This window comes from Psychrobacter sp. CX16 (assembly GCF_057396245.1).
Map to the genome: position 1 here is coordinate 1 of NZ_JBXYJF010000045.1, position 17,237 is coordinate 17,237.

The following is a 17,237-nucleotide window of genomic DNA, read 5'->3' on the forward strand; positions in this document are numbered from 1 at the left end:
TAGCGCTTCAACTATCTTGCCAAGTAGTAGCGTACGTTTTTTTTCATCAGCCAGTTGTCGCTCAAGTCTTTTTATGATTTGGGCTGGGGTTTCTTTGTGTGGCATTCTTAGGCTCTTTGGCGGTGTATTCCAGTCTAATGTACCATGTTTCCTAAGCCAAGTTAGGACGGTACTACGTCCTTGTATGCCATAGTGCTTTTGGGCTTGTTTGTAGGTCATGTCGCCTTTTTCTACTTGCTCTACCACAGCTAATTTAAAGCCTAGTGTGTAATCTTTCTGTGTACGCTTAATTCTTGTAGTCTGTGACTTGTCCATTTATAAGCTTCCTTTTCGTAAACTTATTTTAGGACGGGACAAATGAATAAAAAAGGCCTATCAATCGACAGGCCTTTTTTGTGCTTAAACTTTGCGGCTTATTTCGCCCAAATTCTTTTGTGCTTTTGTAGCAGCTCTTCATTACTCTCAATACGGTCAGGGTCAGGAATAATGCAGTCAATAGGGCAGACCTTATCGCAGGTTGGTTCATCATAAAAGCCGACACACTCGGTGCATAGATTAGGATCAATCACGTAAGTCTTTTGCCCTCTTTGATCATAACTGATGGCTTCATTCGGGCACTCCGGCTCACAAATATCACAGTTGATACATTCCGAGGTAATTTTAAGGGCCATAGTCGCTGTCTCCTAAATAGGGGCTGCTAACGAATAGATTTTATGGGTAGATTGATATGGATAAGCTTAGGGCGTGTGGAACATTCGCAAATTAGCACTGCTGATAGCTAAAATTGTTTCAGACTAGGCGTAAACCGTCGTTAATGTCTAGACCTTGACTAGGTTTGCAACAACGTTTGGGGCGATTTTAGCATCAGCCTCACTCGAGCATAGCTCTCGCCTTGCGAACGGGCAAAGCAGTGCTTTGCTTAATCCGTTCTCAGGAGCGGGACTCTTTTTTGCCAATATATTGCGAAATTGTCTAACTTAGAATGACTAAGCGTCAAAAATTTCACTGCATATTGACTAAAAAATAGTCGCCGCCAGTGCCATGGTCGAATGTTCCACACGCCCTAATATTCGCCCAACAACCAACCGCTAATATAAGCAAAATATTCACGGAACCACGCATTATAACGTATCGATAACGGCGTTGGGCTGGCAAGCGGGATGATATTTTTATAGCCTTGATGTTCAGCAATGGCCTTAGAGCGAGGTATGTGAAAGTCGCTAGTGACGATAGCAATTGGATCACTTAGCGCCACACCGTTTTGGATTAATACCATCTGGCTGTATAAGAAGTTTTCATCGGTACTGGTGCTTTCACCCTCAAGCGAGATATGCGACAACGCAATATCATGCTGGTCATACAAGTACTCAGCCATGGCTTGCGCTTCGCTTACAGTCTCGCCAATACCAATGCCACCACTGGTAATCACCACTGCATCGGGCTGTTCTTTGATAAGTGGTGCAGCGGTGTCTAATCGGTTGGCCAAAGTAGGCGTTGGTTTGCCATTTTTAATACCGCCACCGAGGACGATAATAGCATCGACTGGTGCGTAAGCTTCATCTACCTTTTTGATATTGCTATTGAGCGATACCGCAAACACGATAAAGCTAATCAGCCAAATACTAAAGACTGCCCACAATCCTTTCCACAATATCTTAAGCCCATGACTGTGCGTCAAGATTATTTTAATTCGCGGCCAAAATAGAGCATGAACTAAAAAGATAATACCGATTAAAAAGGGCATAACGGTACCAAAATTAATGCGATTGCTGCCAATTAAGATGACGCAATCGGTCACTAGAATTAAGCCCACAACGAATAATAAGAGTCGCAATAATTTTGGCATAAGATAAACGCAGAGTTTTGGGTTAAGGTAGATAAGCCTTCAAAAAAGAGACTTGTAAAAAGGGTTAATTAAATAATGCGCCATATTATACGTTAAATAGACAGTGATAGGGGTAATAGGGGAAAAGCAAAAAGCTTGATTACTGAAGTAACCAAGCTTTTTGCTTTTGTATTGAAGAAGATAGGTCATCTGATATAGGATGTCCTAGCTGAAAATAATGATTAACTGCCGCTATTGGCCTGACAATCTTGGAAAATAGTCTTATTGCTTGCATTTGAAATATCGACGTTTTGTGCGAAAAGTGTGTTCTCATCTGAGATACTAGCATTTAAGCGGTAACCATCATCCGAGGTAAATACTAAAGCGTTTTGGCTACTTTCAGATGGACTGATTTTTAAATGTTTTACATCGCCTTGTGCTTGTTCAAATATAGCCTCAGTGGGTACACCTGATTCATTGAATGCATAATTTACGATGACTGACTTGTCCTGCGCACACTCATAAGAGGCCGCGGCTTGTTGAGGAGTCTGACTATTGGAGGTGGTTTGAGCAGTTTCTGCTGCCATTGCTGATGTACCAAAAATAGTAGATAGACCGAATAATGTAATTGCTAATTTTTTCATAATAACACTCTTCAAAATAAGTCAAAAAGTTCAAATAATTAAATCGCACATCACCTAAGCCTAAACAAATTTAAGTTATACAAAGTTTTAAGTTATTGAATGCTTAGGCCGTAAACCACAATCGTGTTTATTTAAAATCTATTTTAGATAAACCAACGTGTTCTCTGTGATGGCCATTAAATATTAAGTCGATTATTTGAGCAGAAAAACGCAAGCTTTGTAAGGGTGTGTTAAAACGAGAAAACTAACTTGTTGAATTATTTATATGGGGCGTTCTGTGTAAAAAAACGTCCAATATGTGACTTAATACTGGCTAATAATACTTTTTAGATATCGATTGTTTCTATAAAATTGCTAGCCACATTAATTATTTAAATCAATATTGACGCAGAAACTATTTTGGATTAAAAGGCCTTTTAGCTGAAAATAGCCTTTTTTACATTCTTCATGACTAGGGCAAATTGCAGCATATCTTGATCAATGTCTTTGAACGGGTTATTGATTCGTGCTGTCCAGCCAGAGCCTAACGCTGCGTCAATAGGGTTGCCTTTTTTGTCCCACATTTGCTCAAGCTCGTAGGTCAAGTTACCTTTTGGCGTCATGATTTCGATGGTGTCACCGACTTCAAGCTTGTTTTTGATATCAAGCGTGAGACGATCGGTACAGATATCAGTCACTTCAGCCACAAATTGTTGTTGGTCGGTTTTTGAGGCGCCGTATTCGTAGTTTTGATAATCGCTGTGTACATGGCGGCGTAGGAAGCCTTCGGTATAGCCGCGGTTGGCCAGACCATCAAGCGCACCAACTAATGAGTCGTCAAATGGCTTGCCGGCCACTGCATCGTCAATGGCTTGACGGTAAACTTGGGCGGTGCGTGCCACATAATAATGCGACTTAGTACGGCCTTCAATCTTTAAAGAATGAACACCCATTTGGGTTAATTCTGGTATCAATTCAACGGCGCGCAAGTCCTTAGAGTTCATGATATAAGTACCATGCTCATCTTCGTACATCGCCATTAGCTCACCAGGGCGATTTTGTTCTTCAAGCAGTACCACCTCATCGCTTGGCGCTTGCACATAATCGTCACCCATGACCACATCACCGTTTAAGTTAACGGTCTCGATTTGCTTATCATCTTGCTGAGCCTGTTGATTAGGGTCAAAGGTTTGCACCGGTACAATCTCGCCGGTTTCATTTTCTTCAGCTTTGTAAGTGTTATAGCGCCAGCGGCAGGCGTTGGTGCAGGTGCCTTGGTTGGCATCACGTTTGTTGATATAGCCTGACAGCAAGCAGCGACCAGAGTAGGCCATACATAGCGCACCGTGAACGAAGACCTCGATTTCCATGCCAGGGACTTCATCGATAATCTGCTTAATCTCTTTTAATGACAATTCGCGGGAGACAATCACACGGCTCACACCCATTTGCTTCCAGAACTTCACGGTTGCCCAGTTCACCGCATTGGCCTGTACCGATAAATGGATATCCATATCAGGGAAATTCTCACGCACCATCATAATCAAGCCAGCATCTGACATAATCAGCGCATCAGGATTCATCTCAATCACAGGGCGGATATCTTCAATAAAGGTTTTGAGCTTGGCGTTATGCGCTTGGATATTGACCACCACATAGAACTTTTTGCCAAGGCTATGCGCATATTCAATACCGCAGCGCAGATTATCCTCATCGAAGTCATTATTACGCACGCGTAGGCTATAGCGGGCCTGACCGGCATAGACCGCATCGGCGCCATAGGCAAAGGCATACTGCATATTCTTAAAAGTGCCTGCAGGGCAAAGTAGCTCTGGGGTACGCGGGACTTGGGTCATCTGATTGGCTTGAGTCATATTATTACCTATGCTTGAGTCAGAAAGTCGAGTGGGAGTGTGCAAAAAATAACCCTATATTATAGAATATTTGACTGGCTCATTAAATGACTACACCTCTTTTCTATCTCTATTAATGGTCTTTTTACTGACTGAGCTTTAGTCCGTATCTCATTTAATTTTAGAGAAACTAAGTCACCAGAATATTATTAAGACTCTGACATAAAAAAGACCACTTACATCGTATAAGTGGTCTTTTTGACATCTTAAGTATGCCTTATTTAGAAGTTCACAACGCTACGGATGCTCTTACCTTCATGCATCAGTTCAAAGGCTTCATTCACCTCTTCAATTGGCATGGTATGGGTAATAAAGTCCTGTAATGGAATTTCGCCGGCTAGATAACGCTCAACATAACCAGGCAACTCAGTCCGGCCTTTAACACCGCCAAAGGCTGAACCCTTCCATACGCGGCCGGTTACCAATTGGAACGGGCGGGTTGAAATCTCTTCACCTGCGCCGGCAACACCGATAATAATGGATTCACCCCAACCCTTGTGGCAGCATTCAAGCGCTGAGCGCATCACATCAACGTTACCGATACATTCAAATGAATAGTCGACGCCGCCATCGGTTAACTCAATAATGATATCTTGGATAGGGTGGTCGTAGTCTTTTGGATTGATAAGATCAGTTGCCCCTAATTTTTTGGCCAGCTCAAATTTGCTTTCATTAATATCGATACCAATAATACGTTTCGCGCCTGCCATAACCGCACCGATAATCGCTGCTAGACCAATGCCGCCAAGACCGAAGATGGCAACGCTTGAACCTTCTTCAACTTTTGCGGTGTTCATCACTGCGCCCATACCGGTAGTCACGCCGCAGCCCAATAAGCACACTTCATCAAGCGGCGCTTCTTTGTTCACCTTAGCCAGTGAAATCTCAGGCAATACGGTATATTCAGAGAAAGTTGAGCAGCCCATGTAGTGATAAATTGGCTCACCGTCTTTATAGAAGCGAGTCGTGCCATCTGGCATCAAGCCTTTGCCTTGGGTTTCGCGAACCGCTGAGCATAGGTTGGTCTTGCCTGAGCGGCACATTTTACAAACGCCGCACTCAGCTGTATATAGTGGAATTACGTGGTCGCCGACTTCAACACTGGTCACGCCTTCGCCAACTTGCTCAACGATACCGCCACCTTCGTGACCTAAAATCGCAGGGAATACACCTTCAGGGTCTGCGCCCGATAGGGTATAAGCATCGGTATGACACACGCCGCTCGCAACTATTCTGACCAATACTTCACCTTTACGCGGCAGCATGACATCGACTTCTTCCATTTTTAGTGGCTCATTTGGGCCCCAAGCGACGGCTGCTTTTGATTTAATAAATTTATCTGACATCGTCTTTCACCTTTTTATGATTAAGCGTTTACTTAACGTTTTATGATTAGTGGGTAGGTACGAATGATTATAGATTATCTCATATTAGATGATAATATGACGCTTTGACAAAAAACTTTTACATAATGGTAATAATCATGAAGTGGGATGGCATCAGCGAATTTGTATACGTGGCAGAATACGAAAGCTTCACTCGTGCGGCAAAAGAGCTCGGCATCTCTATTGCACAAGTAAGCCGGCAAGTAGCTGCATTAGAAAAACGGCTCAATGTTAAACTGCTGTATCGCACTACTCGGAAGATATCTCTGACCGAAGAGGGCCGAGTATTTCATGAGCATTGCCGAGCGGTATTAGATGGGCTAGATGTGGCCGAACAAGCGATCAATCGTTTGCACTCTAAGCCGCAAGGTAAGATTAAGCTGACGGCACCGGTGACCTATGGCGAGCAGCAATTATTGCCTCTCATCAATGATTTTATGGTGCAATACCCTGATATAGAGGTGACTGCTTTGTTGAGCAATCAAAAGGTCGACTTGGTAGAAGGTGGTTATGATTTAGCGATACGTATCGGTAAGTTAAGTGACTCGACACTAATGGCAAAAAAGCTTAGTCACCGTACTAATTATGTTTGCGCTGCGCCGAGTTATATTGATCGCTATGGCGCACCGCAAAGCCTCAAAGAATTAGGTGGGCATAACTGTCTGCTCGGAAGTCTGGATTATTGGCATTTCAAAGAAGGTGATAAAGAGCGAAATATTCGGGTGAGTGGCAGTATTCGTTATAACAGCGGTTACAGTTTGGTTGATGCGGCACTCAAGGGACTGGGGATTGTGCAATTGCCTGATTATTATGTGCAAAAGTACTTAGAATCTGGAGAATTGGTTAGCCTGCTAGATGATTACCGAGAGTCCGAAGAGGGGATATGGGCGGTATATCCTTATAACAGGCAACTGTTTGCCAAAATTAAACTGTTGCTACAGTATTTGCAGCAACATTTGTCAATGCGTACTAGCCTACCATAAAAACGCCCTTGTTCATTGGTGTAAACAAGAGCGGTCGGTTTATTAAAGCACATTATTTTAAGATAAGCAGGCAGGATGATTTTTATTAATCATTCACCGGTTTGTTGGTAATAGTCCCGCCACTGTCTGTGGTTTCTTTATTAATTAAGCTATCTAGACCACTGACATGAATACTGCGCTGCGGGAAGGGGATATCAATCTTATTGTTATCAAGTGCAATTTTGAACTCTTCTAATAGGTCACACTGCATTGCCCACCAGTCATCGTTTGAGGTCCAAACGTTGATGGTTAAATCAACCGAGTTATCACCGAGATTGGTCACACGAATCACAGGCTCTGGGTCAGTAAATGCCATTGGATTGGCTTTTGCTGTGGCTAGCAATACGTCTTTAGCGACTTTAAGGTCCGCATCATAACCGACACCAACAGTGATATCGACGCGGCGATTTGGTAGTGATGTATAGTTAATGATGGCTGATGTGCTGATGTCACTGTTTGGAATGACCACATCATGGTTATTGGTGGTGGTGATATGGGTGTTAATGAGGCTGATGTCTGTGACTGTACCGGTGTAGCTGCTAATTTGCACAAAATCTCCACGTATAAATGGGCGGAAGATAACGATTAAAATCCCAGCAGCAAAGTTAGATAGCTGATCTTTTAGTGCCAGACCGACTGCTAATGCTGCACCACCTAAAATGGCCACAACCGAGGTGGTTTGCACGCCAACCTTACTCAATGCAGCCAAGATGACGATAATTAGCAATACGCCATATAATAAGCGTCCTAAAAAGCTAGATACTGTGTCATCTAAATGGCTACGCTGCATAACACGGTTAGCAATATTAACAATCTTGCCCGCAATCCAGCGACCAAGCACAAAGATTAATATGGCCAGCGCTACTCTTACGACTACGTCTAAGGCGCTACCTGTTAGTGCAGCGACATCGACCGTAAAGCCTAAAAACTCCATATGCATTCTCTCTCTATTAGGATAATTATGAAAATGGTTTAGTGATAATAAAAAAGGGGCTAATACAATCTTAGCCCCTACATTTATAGATATCATAACATTGACACCTAAGCGTACCAAAATCCAAAGCCCATTTGATACGCTCTTTATACGATAAGATGGTTAGTCCTAAATGAACTGATACCTTATTGCTTTAACGAGCCTAGAACAGCAATCAACCACTCCCAGAATTTCTCAACACTTTCAATATTAACCCGCTCATCAGGGGAGTGCGGCATTTCAATAGTCGGGCCAAACGAGACCATTTGCCACTGCGGATAGTTTTGACCTAATAAGCCGCATTCAAGGCCAGCATGAATAACGGTCACATTCGGCTCTTTGCCTAAAATCTTATGACCTTGTTGAATCACCGTATCAGTCAGTGCTGAGTTAGGCGCCGGTTTCCAACCAGGATAGTCTCCATCTAATAGGACAGTCGCGCCAAAGCTTTCAAACAAGCGCTTCATTCTATCTGCCAAATCGTCGCGCGCATCGTCATCTAGTGAACGCAGTAGATTTTGAATCTCTAAATGATTATCTTGCGTCTCAATACGTGCCAAGTTCACTGACGTTTCGACCACACCTTCGGTATCCATGCTCATTCTATCGACACCATTGGGGCACAAACGTAGGGCAGTTAGCAAGGTATCTTGAGTCTCTGGTGTCCAAACTTGTTTAGGTAAATCAGCTACCTCAAGAGTCACACTCATTGCGCGGTCTTCTTCTGGTAGACCACGGCGAATAATATCAGCTTCTGCCATGATTTGTTCAGTTAATGCAGACGCGTCGGTATCACTGACGAAGATAGCCACAGCTTCACGCGGAATAGCATTACGTAGATTGCCGGCGTTAATAGAGGCGACCTGTAAATTATCTGAGACAGTATCAAGAAGTCTAGACACGATCAGCGCAGCATTACCACGCTGCTTGATAATATCGATACCTGAGTGTCCACCTTTTAGACCGCGGACAGACAAGGTGTATGCTTGTTTAGATGAAGTATCTTGCCAGTTAATTGGCAATCTAAACGTAGCGTCAACACCGCCGGCACAGCCAATACAAATATCCCCAAGCTCCTCGGTATCAAGGTTTAATAGTAAGTCGCCTTGTAACCAGCCGCCTTGCAAACCTTTTGCACCGTCCATGCCAGTTTCTTCTGTGGCAGTAAATAAGGCTTCTAATGGACCATGAGCGATGTCATCAGAAGCTAATATTGCTAACGCAGACGCTGCACCAATGCCATTATCAGCACCAAGAGTAGTCCCTTTTGCAGTTACCCATTTAAAGTCTCTTTCTGGATCGATATAAGCCTGGATAGGATCGGTACTAAAGTTATGATCGCTGTCATCGTTCTTTTGCGCTACCATATCTAAATGGTTTTGCAAAATAACGCCCGGTGCGTTTTCCATGCCTTTGCTGGCAGGCTTACGTACTAGCACGTTGCCTACCGCATCACGCTCTGCCCAAAGTCCTAAACGGGCGGCCTCATCGAGTACATATTGCTGCACCGCTTCTTCTTCATAAGAGGGGCGCGGAATTTGAGTCAGTGCCTCGAAGTAGTACCAAACTTTTTGAGGGGCAAGCTGTGATAGGGTCTTTGACATAATAAAATCCTAGGTTTGTGATAAGCGGTGATTGGTTAACCGGTTCTTATTTTGATATGTGTCTTCGATAAGATGATAAGCGTATCGAATCGAGTGTTAGCCACCGCCTTCATAATTCATAGAAAAAGAGTGATTAAGTAAAAATAGTCATCGATTAAAAGAAGTCTATTTTAGGAGAGGTTTGGCGGGGTTTCAACGAAAAAAGGTTTGAAAGTGTATATATACCTTCAAACCTTTTGTCTGGTTATTTAAGCATTTAACGACTAAAGACTAATATAATCATACTCTATAAGCCATGAGCCATCTGGTTAAGTAGGCGCTTTTTACTTTTTACTCATCACCACCGAAGATATCTCGAGTATAGACTTTATCTAATACGTCTTCTAAGTCACTAGAGAGGCGGTTGGTGACAATCACATCGCTTAACCGTTTGAACTCTTCCAAATCGTTAATAACGCGAGATTTAAAGAATTCAGGCTTATCTAAGACCGGCTCATAAACAATAACCTCTATGCCTTTGGCCTTGATACGTTTCATGACCCCTTGAATCGCTGAGGCTCTAAAGTTATCCGACCCGCTTTTCATTACTAAGCGATAGATACCAACCACGCCAGGATTCATTGCCAAGATAGAGTCAGCAATAAAGTCTTTGCGTGTACGGTTGGAATCTACAATGGCTTTAATAAGATTGTTCGGAACTTGATTATAATTGGCCAATAATTGCTTGGTGTCTTTTGGCAAGCAGTAGCCGCCATAACCAAGAGACGGGTTGTTATAATGGTCGCCAATACGCTCATCTAGACAGACGCCTTCGATAATCTGACGTGTATCTAAGCCAAAAGACTGGGCATAAGAGTCAAGCTCATTGAAGTAGGCAACACGCATGGCAAGGTAGGTGTTCGAGAACAGTTTAATGGCTTCAGCTTCAGTAGAGTCGGTAAACAGGACAGGGCAGTCCTTCTTAATCGCGCCCTCAATTAACATATCTGCAAATTGCTTAGCGCGCTCTGATTGCTCACCAATCACAATGCGAGACGGGTAGAGGTTGTCATGTAGCGCTTTACCTTCACGCAAAAACTCAGGCGAGAAGACAATGTTTGGATTATTAAACTTCTCTCGTAGACTGACAGTAAAGCCCACAGGCACAGTTGATTTTATAATGATAACCGCATCAGGATTAATAGCCTTTGCTTGCTGAATCACTGACTCAACACTTTGGGTATTAAAATAATTGGTTTTGGGGTCATAATCTGTGGGCGTAGCAACAATAATAAAATCAGCATCGCTATAAGCCAAATTAGAATCTGTTGTCGCTTGGAAGTTTAGGGTTCGATTAGAGAGAAACTCTGATATATCAGCGTCCACAATAGGCGATATCTTGTTATTCAGCATCTCAACTTTTTCTTCAATGATATCAAGAGCAACAACTTCATTATGCTTAGCAAGAACCATGGCGTTAGACAGACCCACGTAACCAATGCCTGCGACTGCGATTTTCATAAACATGCCTTATTTTTAATCTTATTTATTATATTTTAACTGCCAACGCCAATTATCATCCAGTAATAGGAATGGATAGCGTAATGGCTGGCAAGTAATGATTATTTCATGATTTTATCGCTAAAATATGACAATAGCGAATAGTGTTTGTTGCAACGCAGGCTAGACACGTATTTTCTTGGATTTTATACGACTGCTATTTAAGAGAATAGCTATCAACGAGCATATTTTGACGCATACGAAAATAGGCTTGGTATTACCAAGCCTATTTATTGTCAAAAATGAGAATCATGTCAGATTAATGAAAGCTTAATAGCATCTCTATGTCTCTAACCGTCACATTTTTGAATAACGCTTGCTCATCAACGGGCATACGATTCATATGCTCCTTAATCATCGGGTGTAAGCTGCGAGCAATATCGGTAGTGGATGAATAATATAAGTTAGGATCGGTTTTAATTAGCTTTTGTAAATACTGTTGCACCAAGCGTTTCTTTTTATCATTGTCTAATTCAGGGTTAGCGCTTTTATTTGGCATAAATTACTCCTAATGGTTACCTATAAGGTGGCTTATTCTAACTCAGCGACCAAGTCTTGCATCTCTTTAATTTCACGCTCTTGTGCCTCAATAATATCGTCTGCAAGTTTGCGGACTCTTGGGTCTTCAATATCGGCACGTGAGCTGGTTAATATGGCGATAGAGTGGTGGGGAATCATCGCCTTCATCCAATCGACTTGATTGACAGTTGCTTGCGAGCGGACGCCCCAAATGCCTAATGCAAATAGCACCACGCTCAGCCCATAAATCAACAAATTTAGCTTGGTTTTTTTGTACATATTACTCATAAATGCAAGCATTAATATAGCCATACCTGCGCCCATATATAACGCCATATATGCACGGGTCTCACTAAAATAAACATGATCCCAAGCATAGGTATTAAAATACATCATCACATACATCACCAAAGTTGAGGTGATAATCATCAATGTAAATTTTAAGTATGGATTCATCCCATGATTACCCATACTTGATTTGTCAGAATGAGGCGAGTGAGCAGTATGTTGCGTTGATTGTGACATATGTATCCTTAATTATTATGGTTATGAATATCTTGTATCAAAGATTTAGTATAGCGAGAGGTTCGCGTGTCATTTACCTAAGTTAAGTAAGTGTTATTAACGGAATGTTAATGAGGCTAGTATTATGCACTACCAAAACATACACTAAGCTTATATATCTATACCACTACAAAGACTTATACAACCTAGGAATAACCATGATTATTGTTGAGTTAAATGAAGGGCGTGAGACGCTGCATGATATTGAAAGAATTTGCGAACACCTGATTGAACATGAAGACCTGTCTGAGCTGATGACTGAGCAGCAACATGATGATATAATGTATATCTTGCGACCCACGTTAGATGCGGACCAGAATGAGACAGAGAAACGCGCCCATTGGCAGAGATTGTTAAATGAATTTGTTATAGAAACACCAGATGGCGATAAGCTGCGTTTTCATCGAGATGAGAAGTTCCAAAGACTTTATTTTGGTGATAAAAAAGGGTTTGAAACTATCGAAACCTTGGTTGAGAATGAGAGTCCGATTACCGCAAACAACAATCGGTTCTAATTAGTAGGCATAAGTTTGTCATCTTAAAGTCATAAACTTATAAAAGCGACCAATGGGTCGCTTTTTTATTGATAACATCACTGTACTAATGTAATGAACTTGTGTTTAGTTTTGTTTCTATTTATTAAGTCTATGCAAGCCACATAGTATAAGGGTTGATTTAATATATTTTTAATAAATACAGTTATTTACGAATTGTAATTTTTCTTCTTTTAATGTGTGTAACCATATTTGATAGTTAAAATTTAACTTATAATCTAGCTTGGATAAGGTAGAATTACATATAGCAATTAACTCCATGATTACAATATATTTTATTTAAATTTATTTGGTTATTCTAAGGGTATTTTCAGCTCTTATTGATTCCATAAGTTGAATAAGAATTATATTAGATTTGTAATTAATATCCTTCTGCTTTCTAATAATTATAAATAAATCCCTAGGATAGAGAATATTGTATTTTATTTATTTTACAAATATTCAAATAGACTTCTTAAGGAACACCTTTCAAATTAACTATGTGCATTAACTTGAACTTCTACTAGTTATACCTATCTAGACTGCTAAAGAGCAGTCCTATATTTAATTCATATAATTTCAAATTCAAATTTCCATTCTAAAATTAGGGCAAACTATGAAAACCATTATCGTTAAAGTAAATAATGCGACTCAAACAATCGCTGAGCACACTGTTGTTACTCAAGATGGCAAGCCAACTGTCATTAAGGCAGTTCAGAAAGTAAATTACGAGTTGTTCGATGAGGCAACAGGGCGTGCGCCGAATCATATTGTTACCAAACGGGTAGGTGATGACCTTCATATTTCTATGGAGGACGAAGGTCAAGAAAGCGACTTAATCATCGAGGGGTTTTATGATGATTCCGACAGTGCATTAATAGGATTATCTGAAGATGGTCAATATTACTATTACGTACCGGATTCAGGTGAAGTCATTGATTACGTCACTGAATTACAAATTGGTGAAATCGAAGGTCAGGCCTTAGGTGGAGAGAGTCAGGTTGCTCCATGGTGGGTAGGAGCTAGTGAGTCAGACTTTAATGCATTTCCTTGGTTAGTCGGTCTAGCTGGAGTAGGCATTGTCGGTGCCACTTTGGGAGGGAGTAGTAGTTCGAGTAATGATAATCACACCGATAATTCAAATGCAATTCAGAAAGCAACCGATCTGGTTGAAAAAGCTGAACAGGCCGAGCAAGCTGCCGAAGATGCCCTAAAAGATGCCAATGATGATGGCGTAATTAGCGATACTGAGCAACAGCAGTTAACCGACTTAAACCAAGCCGTTGCTGAGGCTAAAGCTGCCGCACAAGCAGTGGTTGATACGCTACCTGACAGTGATGTGAAATCAGGTTTGAACGAGCGTTTAGATAAGATTGACGGGATAGTTGTGCCTGCGGTTACTGATGCCAATGGTGACGGTGTTGACGATGCGGCAGCACAAGACGTACAAGACGCTATCGACAAAGCAAAAGATGCCGAACAAGCGGCGGAGCAGCAAAAAGACAATGCCGAACAAGATGGGGTGATTACTCCAGAAGAGCAACAAGACATCATCGATGCTAACCAAGCAGTAGAAGATGCCAAAGCTGACGCGCAAGACAAGATTGATCAGTTGCCACCAAGTACCGGTAAAGAAGACTTTCAAGATCAGCTAGATCAAATTGGCGGCGTTAATGTGCCAGAAGTTACTGATAGCAACGGCAACGGTATCGACGATACGCTTGAGAACACAGCAACCGATCTGGTTGAAAAAGCCGAAGAGGCCGAAAAAGCTGCCGAAGATGCCCTAAAAGATGCCAATGATGATGGCGTTATTACGCCTGAAGAAAATAAAAAGCTGGAAGAATTAAATCAAGCGGTTACCAATGCCAAAGATAAAGCACAGCAAGCGGTAGACAAGCTTCCAGAGAGTGATGAGAAAACCGAGCTTAACAATCGACTCGATCAGATTGACGGGATAGTTGTGCCTGCGGTTACCGATGCCAATGGTGACGGTGTTGACGATGCGGCAGCACAAGACGTACAAGACGCTATCGACAAGGCAAAAGATGCCGAACAAGCGGCGGAGCAGCAAAAAGACACTGCCGAACAAGATGGGGTGATTACTCCAGAAGAGCAAAAAGACATCATTGATGCTAACCAAGCAGTAGAAGATGCCAAAGCCGACGCGCAAGACAAGATCGATCAGTTGCCACCAAGTACCGGTAAAGAAGACTTTCAAGATCAGCTAGATCAGGTTAGTCCGGTTGAAGTACCTGAGGTAACTCCACCAAGTAAGCCAACTGTTGATAGTATTACTAATGTTGATACAGATGGTGATGGTGAACCTAATAACACAATTATCGAGGGTCAAGCTGGACCCAATACTTTGATTGAAGTTACTGATATCAATGGGGTTGTAATTGGTAAGACCACTACGGATGACAATGGTAATTATAAAGTTACGGTTCCAGCGCTTGATAAAAATGAAAGGGTTGATGTCACATCAACCGATAAAGAAAGTAATAAAACGTCTCAATCCACACCTGCTGTAGGAACTGGGGATACTATTGCTCCAGATGCGCCGACCGTGACTATTGGTAATGGTGATAATACGGTAACAACAAATGAGCTCAACTCAAATGGTGATGTCGAGGTGACCATTACTCTACCTGGTAATGTTCAGGTAGATGACACCTTAACTGTCAACGGTGACAGAGTTTTGGTTACTCAAGATATGCTTAGTAATGGCTTCGTGACAAGTGTCGCTAAACCTAATGATGGTGAGCAAGTTTCTGTTACTGCGAGTGTTACTGATAAAGCGGGTAATGTTTCAAAGCCAAATGAGGCGATTGCGACTGTAGGTGATACCACAGCGCCGGATGCTCCGAGTGTGGATAACATTACTAACATAGATACCAATGATGATGGTAAGCCTAATGTTACGGTTATCTCGGGCACCACAGAGCCTGATGCAACCATTGAGATTACTGACTCAACTGGTACCGTGATTGGTACCACTACTGCTGATGACAAGGGTCACTATGAAGTTAGTGTTCCTGCAATGGATAAAGGTGAAAATGTTGAGGTAACTGCTACTGATAGGGATAATAATACCTCTAGGTCTACTGAAGTGGTTGGCACAGGTGATACTATTGCGCCTGATGCGCCAGTGATTGAATCAAGTGTTAACAATGACAATAATGGAGATAGCAGCCCTGATAGCACCACTATTACGGGTACTGCTGAACCAGGTTCTTTTGTGGGTATTGATACTAATGGCGATGGTGAGCCTGATCAAATTGTTAAAGCGGATGTGACAGATGGCTCATTTAGTATTACTGTAGCGCCTGCGTTAGATAAAGACCAAGTTATTAATGTTACGGCGACCGATAAAGCAGGTAATACCTCACAGCCTACCGAAGTGGTGGGTAGCGGTGATATCACAGCACCTGCGGTTGATATCGTCGAGATTAAACAGATTGATAGTGATAGTCCTGCTGATGGTGTAGCGAATACGACCAGCGTTACCTTTACAGGTGATGATGACTCTGCAAGCTATACTGCCACAGGTCCAGATGGTGAAGTTGGAGACGTGACTGATAATGGCGATGGTACCTATACTGCCGTGTTTAGTCCTGCCTTAGCGACTGGAGCGAAGATAACGGTTACTGGTACAGATGTTGCGGGTAATTCAGATTCAGCGACAGCCACGGTGCCAACTGACATCACTTATGACGACACTACTGCGCCTGAGATTACAGACGTGGTAGTTGAGCAAACAGACACCAGTGATGCTGCTGATAACATACCAGAGCAGACCACAGTGAGCTTTAAAGGCGATGATGACACTGCCACCTATACCGTAACAGGTGCAAATGGTGAGACAGCAACCGTCAGTGGTCCAGACAGTAACGGTATCTACACTGCAGTATTTGATAGCCCACTTGCAGCCAATACCGTTGTTAGCATTAAAGGTGTTGATCAAGCAGGTAACACAGGCAGCGCTAATGGCGCAGTGCCAGAGACGGTTACCCATACCGATGATACCGCGCCTGTGATTACAGACGTTGCGGTACAACAAGTCGATAGCAGTGACCCTGCTGATAATACGGTTGATAACACCAAGGTTACCTTTACCGGTGATGACGCGGATGCGACTTACACAGTAACATCACCAGATGGGACAACAGTGACGGCCACAGCAAATGGTGATGGGACTTACACCGCCGTGTTTGACACACCGCTTAATGCCGATGATACCGTCACCGTTACTGGTACGGATATTGCGGGTAATTCAGATTCAGCGACAGGAACTGTGCCAACTGACATCACTTATGACGACACCACAGCACCTGCGGTTGATATCGTCGAGATTAAACAGATTGATAGTGATAGTCCTGCTGATGGTGTAGCGAATACGACCAGCGTTACCTTTACAGGTGATGATGACTCTGCAAGCTATACTGCCACAGGTCCAGATGGTGAAGTTGGAGACGTGACTGATAATGGCGATGGTACCTATACTGCCGTGTTTAGTCCTGCCTTAGCGACTGGAGCGAAGATAACGGTTACTGGTACAGATGTTGCGGGTAATTCAGATTCAGCGACAGCCACGGTGCCAACTGACATCACTTATGACGACACTACTGCGCCTGAGATTACAGACGTGGTAGTTGAGCAAACAGACACCAGTGATGCTGCTGATAACATACCAGAGCAGACCACAGTGAGCTTTAAAGGCGATGATGACACTGC

Annotated in this window: 14 protein-coding genes; 3 read left to right on the forward strand and 11 right to left on the reverse strand. The window is 42.6% G+C overall.

Translation table 11 applies throughout. The features are described 5' to 3' along the window. The 6 genes from AC2SLM_RS12375 to AC2SLM_RS12400 all read right to left on the reverse strand — a co-directional run. Positions 1–315: helix-turn-helix domain-containing protein (locus tag AC2SLM_RS12375; protein WP_486554196.1), on the reverse strand; the 315-nt coding region annotated here is incomplete at its 3' end. 98 nt (positions 316–413) lie between these two features. Next, complete coding sequence (locus AC2SLM_RS12380) at positions 414–671, reverse strand: YfhL family 4Fe-4S dicluster ferredoxin (RefSeq protein WP_486543692.1); 258 nt, start codon at positions 669–671, stop codon at positions 414–416. 392 nt (positions 672–1,063) lie between these two features. Beyond that, positions 1,064–1,846 carry a YdcF family protein gene (locus AC2SLM_RS12385; RefSeq protein ID WP_486554198.1) on the reverse strand — a complete coding sequence of 261 codons (783 nt, stop codon included), beginning with the start codon at positions 1,844–1,846 and terminating at the stop codon, positions 1,064–1,066. Positions 1,847–2,067: 221 nt separating this feature from the next. Beyond that, positions 2,068–2,469 carry an ACP-like domain-containing protein gene (locus AC2SLM_RS12390; protein WP_486543690.1) on the reverse strand — a complete coding sequence of 134 codons (402 nt, stop codon included), beginning with the start codon at positions 2,467–2,469 and terminating at the stop codon, positions 2,068–2,070. A 416-nt stretch (positions 2,470–2,885) separates the two neighbouring features. Next, entirely contained in the window at positions 2,886–4,322 is a 1,437-nt protein-coding gene (trhP, locus tag AC2SLM_RS12395) for a prephenate-dependent tRNA uridine(34) hydroxylase TrhP (protein ID WP_486554200.1), read from the reverse strand. A 260-nt stretch (positions 4,323–4,582) separates the two neighbouring features. Further along, positions 4,583–5,707: an S-(hydroxymethyl)glutathione dehydrogenase/class III alcohol dehydrogenase gene (locus tag AC2SLM_RS12400; RefSeq protein WP_486543688.1), complete on the reverse strand. Its 1,125-nt coding sequence runs from the start codon at positions 5,705–5,707 to the stop codon at positions 4,583–4,585. Between the two features lie 137 nt (positions 5,708–5,844). Here AC2SLM_RS12400 and AC2SLM_RS12405 point away from each other — a divergent pair, with 137 nt between their 5' ends. Next, positions 5,845–6,729, forward strand: a complete 885-nt coding sequence (locus AC2SLM_RS12405; RefSeq protein WP_486554202.1) for a LysR family transcriptional regulator — start codon at positions 5,845–5,847, stop codon at positions 6,727–6,729. An 85-nt stretch (positions 6,730–6,814) separates the two neighbouring features. Here AC2SLM_RS12405 and AC2SLM_RS12410 read toward each other — a convergent pair whose 3' ends face one another. From AC2SLM_RS12410 to AC2SLM_RS12430, 5 genes are all read right to left on the reverse strand, one after another. Next, the gene (locus AC2SLM_RS12410; protein WP_486554213.1) at positions 6,815–7,702 is read right to left on the reverse strand and encodes a mechanosensitive ion channel family protein; all 888 of its coding nucleotides are present in this window, start codon (positions 7,700–7,702) and stop codon (positions 6,815–6,817) included. A gap of 185 nt (positions 7,703–7,887) precedes the next feature. After that, positions 7,888–9,345 (reverse strand): aminoacyl-histidine dipeptidase, encoded by a 1,458-nt coding sequence (locus AC2SLM_RS12415; RefSeq protein ID WP_486554204.1) that lies wholly within the window; start codon positions 9,343–9,345, stop codon positions 7,888–7,890. A gap of 330 nt (positions 9,346–9,675) precedes the next feature. Beyond that, positions 9,676–10,845 (reverse strand): nucleotide sugar dehydrogenase, encoded by a 1,170-nt coding sequence (locus tag AC2SLM_RS12420; RefSeq protein WP_486554206.1) that lies wholly within the window; start codon positions 10,843–10,845, stop codon positions 9,676–9,678. Positions 10,846–11,143: 298 nt separating this feature from the next. Then, the gene (locus tag AC2SLM_RS12425; protein WP_486543683.1) at positions 11,144–11,383 is read right to left on the reverse strand and encodes a hypothetical protein; all 240 of its coding nucleotides are present in this window, start codon (positions 11,381–11,383) and stop codon (positions 11,144–11,146) included. Positions 11,384–11,415: 32 nt separating this feature from the next. Continuing rightward, entirely contained in the window at positions 11,416–11,928 is a 513-nt protein-coding gene (locus AC2SLM_RS12430; protein ID WP_486554208.1) for a DUF305 domain-containing protein, read from the reverse strand. Positions 11,929–12,125: 197 nt separating this feature from the next. Between AC2SLM_RS12430 and AC2SLM_RS12435 the strand changes: the two genes are divergently transcribed. Continuing rightward, positions 12,126–12,482, forward strand: coding sequence for a hypothetical protein (locus tag AC2SLM_RS12435; protein ID WP_486554210.1), 357 nt, complete (start codon positions 12,126–12,128; stop codon positions 12,480–12,482). Positions 12,483–13,116: 634 nt separating this feature from the next. Beyond that, positions 13,117–17,237: GA-like domain-containing protein (locus AC2SLM_RS12440; RefSeq protein ID WP_486554211.1), on the forward strand; the 4,121-nt coding region annotated here is incomplete at its 3' end.

Bases quoted from the DNA above. Each gene is read 5' to 3' on its own strand.
- AC2SLM_RS12380 (WP_486543692.1), bottom strand. From the start codon at position 671: ATGGCCCTTAAAATTACCTCGGAATGTATCAACTGTGATATTTGTGAG.
- AC2SLM_RS12385 (WP_486554198.1), bottom strand. From the start codon at position 1,846: ATGCCAAAATTATTGCGACTCTTATTATTCGTTGTGGGCTTAATTCTA.
- AC2SLM_RS12390 (WP_486543690.1), bottom strand. From the start codon at position 2,469: ATGAAAAAATTAGCAATTACATTATTCGGTCTATCTACTATTTTTGGT.
- trhP (WP_486554200.1), bottom strand. From the start codon at position 4,322: ATGACTCAAGCCAATCAGATGACCCAAGTCCCGCGTACCCCAGAGCTA.
- AC2SLM_RS12400 (WP_486543688.1), bottom strand. From the start codon at position 5,707: ATGTCAGATAAATTTATTAAATCAAAAGCAGCCGTCGCTTGGGGCCCA.
- AC2SLM_RS12405 (WP_486554202.1), top strand. From the start codon at position 5,845: ATGAAGTGGGATGGCATCAGCGAATTTGTATACGTGGCAGAATACGAA.
- AC2SLM_RS12410 (WP_486554213.1), bottom strand. From the start codon at position 7,702: ATGGAGTTTTTAGGCTTTACGGTCGATGTCGCTGCACTAACAGGTAGC.
- AC2SLM_RS12415 (WP_486554204.1), bottom strand. From the start codon at position 9,345: ATGTCAAAGACCCTATCACAGCTTGCCCCTCAAAAAGTTTGGTACTAC.
- AC2SLM_RS12420 (WP_486554206.1), bottom strand. From the start codon at position 10,845: ATGAAAATCGCAGTCGCAGGCATTGGTTACGTGGGTCTGTCTAACGCC.
- AC2SLM_RS12425 (WP_486543683.1), bottom strand. From the start codon at position 11,383: ATGCCAAATAAAAGCGCTAACCCTGAATTAGACAATGATAAAAAGAAA.
- AC2SLM_RS12430 (WP_486554208.1), bottom strand. From the start codon at position 11,928: ATGTCACAATCAACGCAACATACTGCTCACTCGCCTCATTCTGACAAA.
- AC2SLM_RS12435 (WP_486554210.1), top strand. From the start codon at position 12,126: ATGATTATTGTTGAGTTAAATGAAGGGCGTGAGACGCTGCATGATATT.